Origin of the sequence: Pseudomonas koreensis (assembly GCF_024169245.1) — a bacterium.
In the GTDB taxonomy this organism is placed as follows: domain Bacteria; phylum Pseudomonadota; class Gammaproteobacteria; order Pseudomonadales; family Pseudomonadaceae; genus Aquipseudomonas; species Aquipseudomonas koreensis_F.
In genome coordinates this window covers 1964624-1978454 of the sequence record NZ_JALJWP010000001.1, presented here as the reverse complement: position 1 = coordinate 1978454, position 13831 = coordinate 1964624, and the positions used below count along the sequence as shown (strand labels likewise).

The 13831-nt window shown below is 61.5% G+C and carries 11 protein-coding genes; 10 read left to right on the top strand and 1 reads right to left on the bottom strand.

The window, feature by feature from the left end:
- Positions 1–43: 43 nt before the first annotated feature.
- Positions 44–4876, bottom strand: coding sequence for a DUF4329 domain-containing protein (locus J2Y90_RS08945; RefSeq protein WP_253498633.1), 4833 nt, complete (start codon positions 4874–4876; stop codon positions 44–46).
- Between the two features lie 309 nt (positions 4877–5185).
- On the opposite strand from J2Y90_RS08945, the gene urtA reads away from it, so the two are divergent.
- The 10 genes from urtA (at position 5186) to J2Y90_RS08895 (ending at position 13703) form a co-directional block, all read left to right on the top strand.
- Positions 5186–6451, top strand: a complete 1266-nt coding sequence (urtA, locus tag J2Y90_RS08940) for an urea ABC transporter substrate-binding protein (RefSeq protein ID WP_056787644.1) — start codon at positions 5186–5188, stop codon at positions 6449–6451.
- A gap of 161 nt (positions 6452–6612) precedes the next feature.
- Positions 6613–8115 carry an urea ABC transporter permease subunit UrtB gene (urtB, locus tag J2Y90_RS08935; protein ID WP_253498630.1) on the top strand — a complete coding sequence of 501 codons (1503 nt, stop codon included), beginning with the start codon at positions 6613–6615 and terminating at the stop codon, positions 8113–8115.
- A complete protein-coding gene (gene urtC, locus J2Y90_RS08930) occupies positions 8115–9194 on the top strand; it encodes an urea ABC transporter permease subunit UrtC (protein WP_064363024.1) in 1080 nt (359 codons plus the stop codon). Before urtB ends, urtC begins: the two co-directional genes overlap by 1 nt.
- A complete protein-coding gene (gene urtD / locus J2Y90_RS08925) occupies positions 9191–10060 on the top strand; it encodes an urea ABC transporter ATP-binding protein UrtD (RefSeq protein ID WP_370695112.1) in 870 nt (289 codons plus the stop codon). The genes urtC and urtD overlap by 4 nt, the downstream gene beginning before the upstream one ends.
- A gap of 140 nt (positions 10061–10200) precedes the next feature.
- On the top strand, positions 10201–10899 hold the full coding sequence (gene urtE, locus J2Y90_RS08920) for an urea ABC transporter ATP-binding subunit UrtE (protein WP_253498626.1): 699 nt from the start codon (positions 10201–10203) through the stop codon (positions 10897–10899).
- Positions 10900–10942: 43 nt separating this feature from the next.
- Entirely contained in the window at positions 10943–11782 is an 840-nt protein-coding gene (locus tag J2Y90_RS08915; RefSeq protein ID WP_253498623.1) for an urease accessory protein UreD, read from the top strand.
- 228 nt (positions 11783–12010) lie between these two features.
- On the top strand, positions 12011–12313 hold the full coding sequence (ureA, locus tag J2Y90_RS08910) for an urease subunit gamma (RefSeq protein ID WP_042608931.1): 303 nt from the start codon (positions 12011–12013) through the stop codon (positions 12311–12313).
- Positions 12314–12322: 9 nt separating this feature from the next.
- Positions 12323–12856, top strand: coding sequence for a GNAT family N-acetyltransferase (locus tag J2Y90_RS08905; protein ID WP_253498620.1), 534 nt, complete (start codon positions 12323–12325; stop codon positions 12854–12856).
- 5 nt (positions 12857–12861) lie between these two features.
- The gene (locus J2Y90_RS08900; RefSeq protein ID WP_253498617.1) at positions 12862–13398 is read left to right on the top strand and encodes a GNAT family N-acetyltransferase; all 537 of its coding nucleotides are present in this window, start codon (positions 12862–12864) and stop codon (positions 13396–13398) included.
- A complete protein-coding gene (locus tag J2Y90_RS08895; RefSeq protein WP_016771893.1) occupies positions 13395–13703 on the top strand; it encodes an urease subunit beta in 309 nt (102 codons plus the stop codon). The genes J2Y90_RS08900 and J2Y90_RS08895 overlap by 4 nt, the downstream gene beginning before the upstream one ends.
- The last annotated feature ends 128 nt before the right edge of the window (positions 13704–13831 follow it).

Genomic DNA, 13831 nt, shown 5'->3' with positions numbered 1-13831 from the left:
ACGCGGGGTGCCGCTCACCCTGCGTCACACCCTCGATCAGCGCCTACAATTCATCCCTGCGGCGAGCAAAGCCCGGGCTGGGCATTTGCTGGCGGGAACTCGACCAGCTACCGCCCTGGCGCCCGGTCTGGCGCCAGTAGTGACCGGCGACCAGTACGGATAATTCGCCCAGCGCCCCGAGCCTGGAAATAAACTCGCCGGGGCTCAGCCGTGTGACCCACCTGCCGTTTTCATATGCCACCAGCCGGGTCGACAGCAGATCCCGTTCAGCGGGTGTATAGACCGGGACGTACTTGAGCAAAACGCCGTAGGGGGTTGAATAGTAGAAGGCCTGGATCGCGAAACCCTGATCCTTGAGCTGATGGGTACGCGCCAAAACCTGAGCGGGCGAAGCGAAGTTGGCTTGCACATGCTGCGCATCGGTGCCCAGCGTGGTGTTCCCGGAAAGGTGCATCTGATGACTGGCAACCAGGGTGTAGCCCTCAGGGTAACGCGGCGCAGGGTTGCGCCAACTGATCGACGGATCGGTGGGCGCGCGGAATATCCTTGCCAGCGGCTTGCTCTCGTATGAAGAAACGGCAACCGGTTCGAGCGGGACAAAACGCGGGCTCGTTCCGTGCGCCAGTATCGCCGCTTCGTACCCTCGATCGAGGACCGGTTCGCCGGCTCGACTGCCGGCATGCCGGGCGGCATCGTCGACGTGGTGAAACAGTGGCCCCAACGCGGGTTCCGGATGGGTCCGCCATCTTTCGTCGTCGGCAGTCTCGCCCTCGACAGTTTCCTTATCCTCGCGATTCCAGCCCTGGTGCGACCAATACTCGCTGGTTTTCAACACATCGAGCCTGCCAGCCCGGGCCATTCGACGAACGAAGTCAGCCAACACAAAAGTGCCTTTGGCGATGTCACGTTCATCGTTCGCCGCCTGTGCGGGCGAATCGAACGTGTTGGGCCGTAGTTCGATCTGCCCATGCCTGTCGTAAAACTCGCCCGGTTCGAAGGGATGCAGTTTCAACCTCAACAGTGCGCCGTCGGCGCAGGAAAAGTAGATGGGCAAATAGCCTTGGGTCATGTTGGCCCGTCGGCACGCCTGCAAGACATCGGTCGGCGAAAGAAAAACACTGCGAACGTCATTGTGTCCTGCACCCAATGGCGGCAAGGGTGCTCGCAAGTAAATCGCGTCCAGAACATGACCGTAAGGCAATCGCCCTTGCTCGAAGACCCGGTCCAGCGCCAACCGCGAACGCTGCGCCTCGATCGGCAGGCTGGCGATGAATGCACCGTCGCCGCAACGCAGGATAAAACCGAAGGTCAGGGTATCGCGGCTGACGACGGCCTCGTGGACATAGGTGGCTGCAGCATCGGTCTGAATGAACACGGGGCTGCAGGCCGCAGCACGGGTGGCTTTATGGTAATCGGCCATGGGAAGCAAATTTCCGGCGTAAGGCACCCAACGGGTCACCTGCCGCGGCGCACCCCAGATCTCGCTGCCGATGACCACGTACAAATAACCGGCCCGGGCCAGGGAGTCGACCCATTGTCCGGGCTTCAAATCGCCGCTCCGGATACGTTCTCTGATCGTTACGGCATCAAGGGAAGGAGGTACGTGACCGGTACCGGTCAAGGCGCGGGAAAGATCGGCGAGGAAGTGCTCCCAGGCGCCTGCCTGATAGCGAATCAACGAGCCGTCAGGCCCGAACAGGTATTCATCCCACCTCTTCGGTGTCGTGCGGATGAATGCCGAGTAGACGGTGTCGACCGATAGCATATTCAGATAGAGCTGCTTATCCGCTCCGGTGAACATCACCGACAGTTCTCGCATGGCTCTTGAGCGATAACGTGCGGCGATGGAACAGCCAGCGGGAAACAGTCCGGCGCTGTAACTTTCGTCCGGGAACACCTCGGTGAGATCGAAGTTTTCCCGCGACACCTTGATCGGCACCGTAGCAACGAACAGGCCTTCAGGGGTTTTCAGAATCACTCCGCCATAAACGGCGTCCGCAACCCTCGGCACTTGCAGACGGGCATGCACCGCCGCATCGTCCGCGTTCTGGAACAGCGGACCAAGCCGGCGACGCTCCAGGTTCGCATAGGGTTTCCAGGCGCCGTCGACCCTGCCGACCCGGTCCCAACACAGACTCCTGCGCATGACAGACAGCTCCCCACTGTCGGCCACCTCGTGAATGAAGTCCGCTGGCTTCCATTTGCCTGAGGCCAGGTCCTGCTTGATGGTTTCAAGTCTGCGGCTGGAGAGATCGTCATGGAACAGTTTGCTCGCACTGTTTCTCACGTATTTGAGCAACGCACCGTCCTGAGTACTGACGTACAGCGCCACGGGCAGACCGGATGGGCGCACCGGACGACGGGGCGAGTAGTACATCGCCACAGTCAGGTTATCCGGCGAAATGAAATGCTGTGCCAGCCAGGCATCGGTATCGCTGGAAGGGCGTTTCACGTCATGGTGCAGGTAAAAGTTTGCGTACAGGCTGAAACCGTCCGGATACTGATACCAGGGCTCGGAAAGCTGTGAGCCGAACAACGCCTGCAGTTGAAACAGATTGTCGCCCCGCGCGTTGACGGGCACCACTTCAGTGGCGACGTACTCTTCCCGCTCGCGATGTTTGAGGATAAATCCGAACAACGCTCGCGGCTCGTCCTGCAACTGCGCAGCACGCGCGGCTTGATTCTGCGCCGCCTCGTCCGCCGTAGGAAAAACCGCTCCGCAGGCAACGCTGTCAGGGCGCTTCCAGGCAAAGGGTGATGTCGATAGAAATTCGCCACGAGAGAAAATGGGCGATTTGTCCAGTGGCCTGTTGGGGAACAGCGCGGGAGGGGCCGGCAATTGATCAGGCAACGCAGACTCCGGCGTGGTCGTCCCGAATTGACCTGTCAGAGGCACAGCCATCATGGCCCAGTCTGGCGGTACATCACCGCGATGTCCCCACAGCGGGTTGTCGAGCAGCACGGTCAAGCGCCCGCCCGCAGCCTGCAGGCGGACAAAGTCCTGCGGCCGCAGTTCGCCACCGGCAAGCTTCAACGCCAGAGCCCCCGGATTTTCACGGCTCCCCAAACGGGCGGCAAGCTCTCGGGCATTGCCCCCCTCGGACAGTTCATACCTGAGCAGACTGTTCGCAGCCCCCGAGACATAAAGCGCGGTTTTGTCCAGCCAGGTCTGCCTGATCTCTTCGACACTCGGCATCTGCAGACTCAGGACCGCTTCTTCGTGCGTCCACTTGAAATCTTCAATGACCACCCGCTCCAGCTGCGACAGCGCCACGTGCGACACATATCGCCCGCGCAGTGCATGGTCCTCGGGAAAAATCGTCTGTCCATGAATGTCCCGAGGATACAGACGTCCCGAGCCAAGCACGGCAATGTCTCCCTCGATGGGCTCGGTGACCACGAAGCGATCGTCGACGCTGCGCTGAAAGACGTAACCGACAAAAGCGCGATCACGGCGGTTACCGACTTGTTCGTGAGCATACCGAACGGCATCCTCGGCCGAGAGGAAGCCGTCACTCAGGCCTGGCCAGGGGAAATTTGCAAAGGGTTGCCATTGCAGGTCAACGCGCCCCAGTCGCGCCCACAGCGCACTGCCGCGCAAGACGTCCAGCCGACCACTGATCACCAGCATCGAAACGAACTCACGGGGGCGCAGAGTCCCGGTCAGCAGCCTCGATTGCAGCCCCGGATCGGTGACGCTGCCGTCGGGGTGATCGATGCTCAGTGCGGCTTCGATCGGGTCGCCGCTGAAGGTGTACTTCAGCATTGCGGCATCACGGGTCTGCACGTACAACGACAACGGCGAATCGGACGCCGCCAGATGTCGGGCGCGACCATGACTTGCTATGGCCAGTGCCATTTCCTGCGGTGTGAAGAAATTCTCGTACAGCCACGGCTGCGAGGGCGATGTCCGCGCAGGATCCGGCCAGGAGGCGTAGTAAAACCCCTCGAGCGCATAGCCGGTTGGGAGCTCGAGTTTGCCACCGGGGCCCGCAGGAAAGGTTTTCTGCGCATCCCATGCAGACAGCCCGGCCGGGCGCGCATGGGTCGCTACATACTGTTCGGCACCGCGTTTTTTCAGGAGCAGCCCCGACGACTGTGCGCCCCTGGACTTCAACGCGGCGAGCACTGCCCGTTCGGCATTGGGCGCGAGCCGGGCCATCAGTGGCTGCTCACTGACCACGCCCCTGGAAAATGGCTGCCCGGCCTTCCAGTCCGCCGGCACCACGCCGACGGAATGCCCCCAGTCGGCGTTAGAGACAATGACCTTCAGCTCACCCACTGCGGCAACCTTGTTGATGATGCTCATGACGTCATAGGTGCCCACCGGATTACCGCTCGGCGAACCCGCTTTGCGCCACAGGTAGTAACTGAATTCCTCGGGCGATCCGCTGGGCGAATACTTGAGCAGCGTTCCGTCAGGGCCCGACAGATAAGCACTGGGGAAAAAGTTTCGCGCGGCCACATCAGCGACAAAATCCAGATCCGAAAAAAAACTGATGAACAGCCTGATCAACAGCTCGTCCCAACGCGGATTGGCGGCACGGACGTGATCATGCAGAGGCGCATGGCAATGCACGTTGGCCACACATCGGTAGCCACTGGGGTGCACGTAATTGCCAGAGGCATCGACCTCGATGAGGGTGCCGAAATCGAAACGTGTCACTTGCCCGGGAATCGGTGAGGTGGCGACGTAACGCCCATCGGGGCGCCGCAGAATAACGCTGCCGTATTCCCGGTCCGGTTTGAGCGGAATCCGCGTATGCGCCCAGAACGCGGCATCTTCCTCCTTGAGAAATCCCGGACTGAGCGGCGGCAGCCTGGTTTTGCCGGAGGGTTTTGCGGCGCGCTCGGTGCGTCCTGACACATCGTTCATGATAAAAATCCTGCTGAAAACATTCGGGATGACTACCGATCGAGTGTGTCGCTTCGCTGCCTGGACCGAGCGGTGCAGGGTTATCGTTTCTGTGTCGAATTCTGTAGCGACCCGACCGCCCCAATCTGGCGCATGCAGGCGCACCAGAGCCCGCAGAGTGTCCGTTACTGGTGCGCGAGCGGTACCGCACGAGCGCTCTGCGACGGCATTTTCATATCGGATCGCGACCGGGCACAGCCCTTGCAAACCTTCCCTTCAGTCGTCCGCATCTGCCAATCACAAAAAACGCAATGTCATGGAGATCGCACAATGAAGCGTCGCAGTTTGATCAAGGCTTTCACACTCACGGCATCCATTGCCGCGATGGGCATGACCTGGACCGTCCAGGCCGCCGAGACCATCAAGGTCGGAATTCTGCATTCGTTGTCCGGGACCATGGCGATCTCCGAAACATCGCTCAAGGACATGGCCCTGATGACCATCGACGAGATCAACGCCAAGGGCGGTGTGAACGGCAAGATGCTCGAGCCGGTGGTGGTCGACCCCGCTTCCAACTGGCCGCTGTTTGCCGAGAAGGGCCGCCAGTTGCTGACCCAGGACAAGGTCGCGGTGGTGTTCGGCTGCTGGACCTCGGTGTCGCGCAAATCGGTGTTGCCGGTGTTCGAAGAGCTCAACGGCCTGCTGTTCTACCCGGTGCAGTACGAGGGCGAAGAGATGTCGCCAAACGTTTTCTACACCGGTGCCGCGCCGAACCAGCAAGCGATCCCGGCGGTGGAATACCTGATGAGCGAAGAAGGCGGCAGCGCCAAGCGCTACTTCCTGCTCGGCACCGATTACGTCTACCCGCGCACCACCAACAAGATCCTGCGCGCGTTCCTGCATTCCAAAGGCGTGGCCGACAAGGACATCGAAGAGGTCTACACGCCGTTCGGTCACAGCGATTACCAGACCATCGTCGCCAACATCAAAAAATTCTCGGCCGGTGGCAAGACTGCCGTCATTTCCACCGTCAACGGCGACTCGAACGTGCCGTTCTACAAAGAGCTGGCCAACCAGGGCCTGAAAGCCACCGACGTACCGGTGGTGGCGTTCTCGGTCGGCGAAGAAGAACTGCGCGGCATCGACACCAAACCGCTGGTGGGCAACCTGGCGGCGTGGAACTACTTCGAGTCGGTGGAAAATCCTGCGAACAAGAAATTTGTCGCTGACTGGAAAGCCTACGCGAAGAAACACAATTTGCCGGGCGCTGACAAAGCGGTGACCAACGACCCGATGGAAGCCACTTACGTCGGCATCCACATGTGGGCGCAGGCGGTCGAGAAAGCCAAATCCACCGACGTCGACAAGGTGCGCGAAGCACTGGCCGGGCAGACCTTTGCCGCGCCGTCGGGCTACACCCTGACCATGGACAAGACCAACCACCACCTGCACAAGCCAGTGATGATCGGCGAGATCCAGAGCGACGGTCAGTTCAACGTCGTGTGGCAGACCGAAGGGCCGATCCGCGCGCAACCGTGGAGCCCGTTCATTCAGGGCAACGACAAGAAGCCGGATTATGCGGTGAAGAGCAACTGAGTCACCGGATGTCAGTCTCGCGCCTGGCGTGAGGCTGATGCAATTCCCTGTGGGAGCGAGCCTGCTCGCGAAGACGTCGGCACATCCAACATCCATGTGACTGACAGACCGCTTTCGCGAGCAGGCTCGCTCCCACAATGTCCGCGTCAAGGCGACTGACTATGCCCACTGCCCTTTTCCGATTCATCTGTGCCATCGCACTGTTGCTGCCGATGCTGGCCCACGCCGGCGATGCCGAAGACTTCGTCGCGGCCAATCCCGTGCAGCAAGCCAAACTGCTGGAAACCTGGGCCGCGCAGCCCGATCCGGCCCGTATCGAACTGATCAACGCCCTGCAACAAGGCGAACTGACGATCGACGGCCAGGCCAAAACCCTGCGCCTGAACAACCGCCTGCGGGGTCTGATCGACACCGCCATGGCCAGCCATCAACTGCTCGCCGCTGACGGCAAAATCCGTCTGGCTGCCGCGCAGCAATTGCAGAAAAGCGCGAAACCCGCGCAGCTGAAATTCCTCGACCAGCAACTCGCTGGGGAAAAAAACCAAAGCGTGCACGCTGCCCTGAGCCTTGCGCTGGCCAATCTGCAACTGGTCGATACGGATCCGGCGGTGCGCCTCGCTGCCGTGCGCCTGCTCGGTGAGACCGGCGACCCGCTGGCACGCACACGCCTCGAAGGCTTGCTCGAACCCGGCGTGGAAAGCGATGCCGGCGTACGTACCGCCGCCGAAACCAGCCTCGCTCAGGTCAAACGCAAATTGCTGATCGGCGAAATGCTCGGCCAGGCGTTCAGCGGCATGTCGCTGGGCTCGATTCTGCTGCTCGCCGCCCTCGGTCTGGCCATCACCTTCGGCCTGCTTGGGGTGATCAACATGGCCCACGGCGAGATGCTCATGCTCGGCGCCTACTCGACCTATGTGGTGCAACTGATGTTCCAGCGCTACGCGCCGCAGGCCATCGAGTTCTATCCGCTGATTGCGCTGCCAGTGGCGTTCTTCGTCACCGCCGCCATCGGCATGGCGCTGGAGCGCACGGTCATCCGCCACCTCTACGGTCGGCCGTTGGAAACCCTGCTCGCGACCTGGGGCATCAGCCTGATGCTGATTCAACTGGTGCGCCTGGTGTTCGGCGCGCAGAACGTTGAAGTAGCGAACCCGGCATGGCTGTCAGGCGGCATTCAAGTGCTGCCCAATCTGGTGCTGCCGTACAACCGCATCGTGATCATTGCTTTCGCATTGTTCGTGGTGGTGCTGACCTGGCTGCTGCTGAACAGGACCCGCCTCGGCCTCAACGTCCGCGCCGTCACGCAGAACCGCAACATGGCCGCCTGCTGCGGTGTGCCAACCGGGCGCGTCGACATGCTCGCCTTCGGCCTCGGCTCGGGCATCGCCGGATTGGGCGGCGTGGCGCTGAGCCAGATCGGCAACGTCGGTCCGGATCTGGGCCAGAGCTACATCATCGACTCGTTCCTGGTGGTGGTGCTTGGCGGCGTCGGCCAGTTGGCCGGCAGCGTACTCGCCGCGTTTGGTTTAGGCATCGCCAACAAGATTCTCGAACCGCAGATCGGTGCGGTGCTCGGCAAGATCCTCATCCTCGCGCTGATCATTCTGTTTATCCAGAAACGTCCGCAAGGCCTCTTCGCACTGAAAGGACGGGTGATCGACTGATGAACCAGCCTCTGTTAGTCACGGCTACACAAAAGGCCGGGCCGAAAGCCACGCTCGCGGTCGGTGGTGTGATCCTTGCGCTGCTGATCGTTCTGCCGCTGCTGTCACTGCTCGCGCCGGACAACGCCCTGCACGTCTCGGCCTACACCCTGACTCTGGTCGGCAAAATCCTCTGCTACGCCATCGTCGCTCTGGCGCTGGATCTGGTCTGGGGTTATGCCGGCCTGCTGTCGCTGGGCCACGGTCTGTTCTTCGCCCTCGGCGGTTATGCGATGGGCATGTACCTGATGCGTCAGGCCGCTGGCGATGGCTTGCCAGCGTTCATGACTTTCCTGTCGTGGAGCGAATTGCCGTGGTACTGGACCGGCACCAGCAGCTTCCTCTGGGCCATGTGTCTGGTGGTTCTGGCGCCGGGTTTGCTGGCGCTGGTGTTCGGTTTCTTCGCCTTCCGCTCGCGGATCAAAGGCGTGTATTTCTCGATCATGACCCAGGCCCTGACTTTCGCCGGCATGCTCCTGTTTTTCCGCAACGAGACCGGGTTTGGCGGCAACAACGGCTTTACCAATTTCCGCACGATCCTCGGCTTCGGCATCACTGAACCGGGCACCCGTGCGGTGTTGTTTCTCGCTACGGTGCTGTTGCTGGTGGCGAGCCTGTTCATTGGCTGGCGCCTGGCGCAAAGCAAGTTCGGACGGGTATTGACCGCCCTGCGCGATGCGGAAAACCGCCTGATGTTCTGTGGCTACGACCCGCGTGGTTTCAAGTTGTTTGTCTGGGTGCTGAGTGCGGTGTTGTGTGGACTGGCCGGCGCGCTGTACGTGCCGCAAGTGGGCATCATCAATCCGAGCGAAATGTCGCCGACCAACTCCATCGAAGCGGCCGTATGGGTGGCCCTCGGCGGACGCGGCACGCTGATCGGGCCGCTGCTCGGCGCCGGCGTGGTCAATGGCATGAAGAGCTGGTTCACCGTGGCCTTCCCCGAATACTGGCTGTTCTTCCTTGGCGCGCTGTTCATCGTCGTGACGCTGTACCTGCCCAAAGGCGTGATCGGTCTGCTGAAGAAACGAGGTGAACAATGAGAGTCACAGCGAGTGCTGAATTCATGCTCGAACCGGCCTTTTTCCCCGTGGAACCGAACAAGGACGAAGGCACCAGTCGCGACTCGATCGGCCTCGGCCAGCGCGTCGGCCCCGGCCTCGATACGCGCCATGGCACGATCCTGACCCTGGAAGACATCAGCGTCAGCTTCGACGGCTTCCGTGCGCTGAACAATCTCAACCTGTATATCGGCGTCGGCGAACTGCGCTGCATCATTGGTCCCAACGGCGCAGGTAAAACCACGCTGATGGACGTGATTACCGGCAAGACCCGGCCCAGCCACGGCAAGGCCTGGTTCGGCGAAACCCTGGACCTGACGCAGATGAGCGAAGTGCAGATCGCCCAGTCCGGCATCGGCCGCAAGTTCCAGAAACCGACGGTGTTCGAAGCTTTGAGCGTGTTTGAAAACCTTGAGTTGGCGCAGAAGACCGACAAGTCGGTGTGGGCCAGTTTGCGTGCGCGTTTGAGCGGCGAGCAGAAGGACCGCATCAGCGAAGTGCTGGAGACGATTCGCCTGACCACCTCGGTCAATCGCCAGGCCGGGCTGCTGTCCCACGGGCAAAAGCAGTTTCTGGAGATTGGCATGCTGCTGATGCAGGACCCGCAACTGCTCCTCCTCGACGAGCCGGTGGCGGGCATGACCGACGCCGAAACCGAGTTCACCGCCGAGCTGTTCAAGTCGCTGGCGGGCAAGCATTCGTTGATGGTGGTCGAGCACGACATGGGCTTTGTCGGCTCGATCGCCGACCACGTCACGGTGCTGCATCAGGGCAGCGTTCTGGCCGAGGGCTCGCTGGAACAGGTACAGGACAACGAGCGGGTGATCGAGGTCTACCTCGGCCGCTAAGGTTTGCGAATACAAAACCTGTGGGAGCGAGCCTGCTCGCGAAAGCGGTGCATCAGGCGATGAAGATGTTGAATGTCAGTCTGCATTCGCGAGCAGGCTCGCTCCCACAGGGTTCTGTGTGCAACAGAAGGAATTCGAACATGCTGCAAGTCGACAAGCTGCACCAGTACTACGGCGGTAGCCACATCCTGCGCGGCCTCTCGTTTGACGTGAAAGTCGGCGAAGTCACCTGCCTGCTCGGGCGTAACGGCGTGGGCAAGACCACCTTGCTCAAATGCCTGATGGGCCTGCTGCCGGCCAAGGAAGGTGCGGTCAATTGGGAAGGCAAAGCGATTACCACGTTCAAGCCGCACCAGCGTGTGCATGCCGGTATCGCTTATGTGCCGCAAGGCCGGGAAATCTTCGGACGGCTGACCGTGGAAGAGAATCTGCTGATGGGCCTGTCGCGCTTCCCCGGCAGCGAAGCCAAAGAAGTCCCGGGTTTCATCTATGAACTGTTTCCAGTGCTGCTACAAATGAAGCAGCGCCGTGGCGGTGATCTGTCCGGCGGTCAGCAACAGCAACTGGCAATCGGCCGAGCGCTGGCCAGCCGTCCACGCCTGCTGATTCTTGATGAGCCCACGGAAGGCATTCAACCGTCGGTGATCAAGGAAATCGGCGCAGTGATCAAGCAGCTCGCGGCGCGCGGTGATATGGCGATTCTGCTGGTCGAGCAGTTCTACGACTTTGCTGCGGAACTGGCCGATCAATACCTGGTGATGTCGCGCGGCGAGATCGTCCAGCAGGGTCGCGGTGAAAATATGGAGGCCGAGGGTGTACGCGGGCTGGTCACGATCTAACGCGGCGGTCTAATCTGTAGCTTCCTAACGATAATCACAAATCATGAATTCGATTGTTGCACCTGCCCTGTTTACCCCGAGCTGGCACGCCGAGCTGGAACTGGCTTACGCGCGTTTCGGCAATTGCACGCGTCCGGTCATGCGCCGCCACCTCGGCCCGCTGCGCGTGCAAAAGCATCTGTACGCCGAAGGCCCTGAGGTCTGCCAGCACATCATCGTCCATCCGCCGGGCGGGATCGCTGGCGGCGATCGGCTGGATATCAGCGCCCGCGTCGAACCCAACGCCTGGGCACAAATCACCAGCCCCGGTGCCGCCAAGTGGTACCGCGCGGCAGGCCCGGCGTATCAGCAGCTCGACTTGAAAATCGCTGCCGGCGCGACGCTGGAATGGCTGCCGCAGGAAACCATCGTCTACAGCGCCGCGCAGGCCGAGTTGAGCACAACGATCGAACTCGAAGGCGATGCGCAACTGTTCTACTGGGACGTGGTGGCGCTGGGTCGTCCGGCCAGTGGCGAGCGTTTTGACCTTGGGCATTTCCAGGCGCATCTGGATATCCGCCGTGATGGGCGGTTGCTCTGGCACGAACGGCAGCACATTGTCGGTAACGATGGTTTGCTGGATTCGCCGATCGGGCTGGATGGGCAACCGGTGTTCGCGACGATGCTGGTGACCGGTGAGATTGACGCCGAGCTGCTGGAGCGTTGCCGATCACTGGGGCACGAAGTACGTGGTGATTTGACCCAGTTGCCGGGGTTGCTGGTGGCGCGGTGTCTGGCTTCTGAAGCCTTACTCGCCCGCGCCTGGCTCATGGATTTGTGGCGACTGCTCAGACCTGCGCTGCTGGGGCGCGAAGCTATCGCGCCGAGAATATGGAGCACCTGAAACCCCGACCCTCACCCCCCGCCCTCTCCCGGAGGGAGAGGGCGGGGGGTGAGGGTCGTCTGAAATGAATTTATCTGCCTGAACGAATATTGCTGACTGAATTGGCCATTGAAAACAACCAAGATCAGTCCCCTCTCCCTCGGGAGAGGGCTAGGGTGAGGGGCTGCTCCAACTGGCACCCCACACTTCTCGAGAACCACCCGAATCTGCCCTGATGGAACCCGAACCATGGACCTGACCCCACGCGAAAAAGACAAGCTGCTGATCTTCACCGCCGGCCTCGTCGCCGAGCGGCGGCTGGCCCGGGGCGTGAAACTCAACTACCCGGAAGCCATGGCCTACATCTCCGCCGCGCTGCTTGAGGGCGCCCGAGACGGCCAGACCGTGGCCGAGCTGATGCATTACGGCACGACCCTGCTCAGCCGCGAACAAGTGATGGAAGGCATCGCGGAAATGATCCCGGAAATCCAGGTCGAGGCGACGTTCCCTGACGGCACCAAACTGGTCACCGTTCACCAGCCGATCGTCTGAGGCCGCGCCATGACTTATGCGATTCGCGATGCAACCCGGGCCGACCTGCCGGCGATCCGCGACATCTACAACGACGCCGTGCTCAACACCACGGCGATCTGGAACGAACAAGCCGTCGACCTCGGCAACCGCGAGGCATGGTTCGACGCGCGTCAGCTGCAGGCGTATCCGATCCTGGTGATCGTCGACCGCGCAGACAGCGTCCTCGGCTACGCTTCGTTCGGTGACTGGCGGCCGTTCGACGGTTTTCGTCACACCGTCGAACACTCGGTTTATGTGCGCAGCGACCAGCGCGGCAATGGCCTCGGCCCGCAACTGATGGCTGCGTTGATCGAACGCGCCCGCAGCTGCGGCAAACACGTCATGGTTGCCGCCATCGAGAGTGGCAACGCCGCTTCGATCCGCCTGCACGAGCGCGCCGGTTTCAGCATCACCGGACAGATGCCGCAAGTCGGCACCAAGTTCGGTCGCTGGCTCGATCTGACCTTCATGCAGTTGACCCTCAATCCCGGCGCACTACCGCCGGATGCTCACAAGGAGTGATGTCGATGAACGCCGCCCAGTTGCGCCGCGTCAACGCTGAGAGTTTTGCCCACTATCGCCAGGGTCTGATCGATCTGCTGCTCGACGCCGTCGGTTACGGCGCCAGCGTCGGCTTCATGGCCGACCTCGATGCCGCGCAGGCGCGCGCTTATTTCGATGAGGTGCAGGACAACGTCAACAAGGGCAACACGCTGCTGTGGGTGGTGGTCAAGGACGAGCAGGTGCTGGCCAGCGTGCAGTTGGGCCTGTGCCAGAAGGCCAACGGTCTGAACCGCGCGGAGGTGCAGAAACTGCTGGTGCGCGAACACGCGCGGCGCCGCGGTCTCGGTCAGCAACTGATGCAGGCGCTGGAACTCGAAGCGCCCAAGCACAAGCGCGGCATGCTCTATCTCGACACCGAGGCCGGCTCGCCGGCGGAAGATTTCTACAGGGCGCTGGGCTACGTGCGCGCCGGCGAAATCCCCGATTACGCCTGCGACCCCAACGGCACGTATCGCCCGACCGCGCTCTACTACAAAGTCCTGCAAGGAGCCCAGCGATGATTCCTGGCCAATACCAGATCCAGCCCGGCGACATTGAACTAAACGTCGGCCGCCGCACCGTCAGCCTGAAAGTCGCCAACAGTGGTGACCGGCCGATCCAGGTCGGTTCGCACTTTCACTTTTTCGAAACCAACGACGCGCTGACCTTTGATCGTGCGGCCAGCCGTGGCATGCGCCTGAACATCCCCGCCGGCACCGCCGTGCGCTTCGAGCCCGGCCAGAGCCGTGAAGTCGAGCTGGTCGATTACGCCGGGCATCGCCGGGTGTTCGGCTTTGCTGGACGCATCATGGGTGACCTCGACTGATATCGGCGAGCCCCGAAAAGATCGCAGCCTTCGGCAGCTCCTACCAATGTCACCCGGTCTCAAGCCGATCACTGACTGTAGGAGCTGTCGAGCGCAGCGAGGCTGCGATAGCGAGCTATGCGAGCGAT

What these genes read in the sequence shown, in the direction of transcription:
- J2Y90_RS08905 (WP_253498620.1), top strand. Translation starts at nt 12,323, where the DNA reads ATGACTTATGCGATTCGCGATGCAACCCGGGCCGACCTGCCGGCGATC.
- urtE (WP_253498626.1), top strand. Translation starts at nt 10,201, where the DNA reads ATGCTGCAAGTCGACAAGCTGCACCAGTACTACGGCGGTAGCCACATC.
- urtC (WP_064363024.1), top strand. Translation starts at nt 8,115, where the DNA reads ATGAACCAGCCTCTGTTAGTCACGGCTACACAAAAGGCCGGGCCGAAA.
- ureA (WP_042608931.1), top strand. Translation starts at nt 12,011, where the DNA reads ATGGACCTGACCCCACGCGAAAAAGACAAGCTGCTGATCTTCACCGCC.
- urtA (WP_056787644.1), top strand. Translation starts at nt 5,186, where the DNA reads ATGAAGCGTCGCAGTTTGATCAAGGCTTTCACACTCACGGCATCCATT.
- urtD (WP_370695112.1), top strand. Translation starts at nt 9,191, where the DNA reads ATGAGAGTCACAGCGAGTGCTGAATTCATGCTCGAACCGGCCTTTTTC.
- J2Y90_RS08945 (WP_253498633.1), bottom strand. Translation starts at nt 4,876, where the DNA reads ATGAACGATGTGTCAGGACGCACCGAGCGCGCCGCAAAACCCTCCGGC.
- J2Y90_RS08895 (WP_016771893.1), top strand. Translation starts at nt 13,395, where the DNA reads ATGATTCCTGGCCAATACCAGATCCAGCCCGGCGACATTGAACTAAAC.
- J2Y90_RS08915 (WP_253498623.1), top strand. Translation starts at nt 10,943, where the DNA reads ATGAATTCGATTGTTGCACCTGCCCTGTTTACCCCGAGCTGGCACGCC.
- J2Y90_RS08900 (WP_253498617.1), top strand. Translation starts at nt 12,862, where the DNA reads ATGAACGCCGCCCAGTTGCGCCGCGTCAACGCTGAGAGTTTTGCCCAC.
- urtB (WP_253498630.1), top strand. Translation starts at nt 6,613, where the DNA reads ATGCCCACTGCCCTTTTCCGATTCATCTGTGCCATCGCACTGTTGCTG.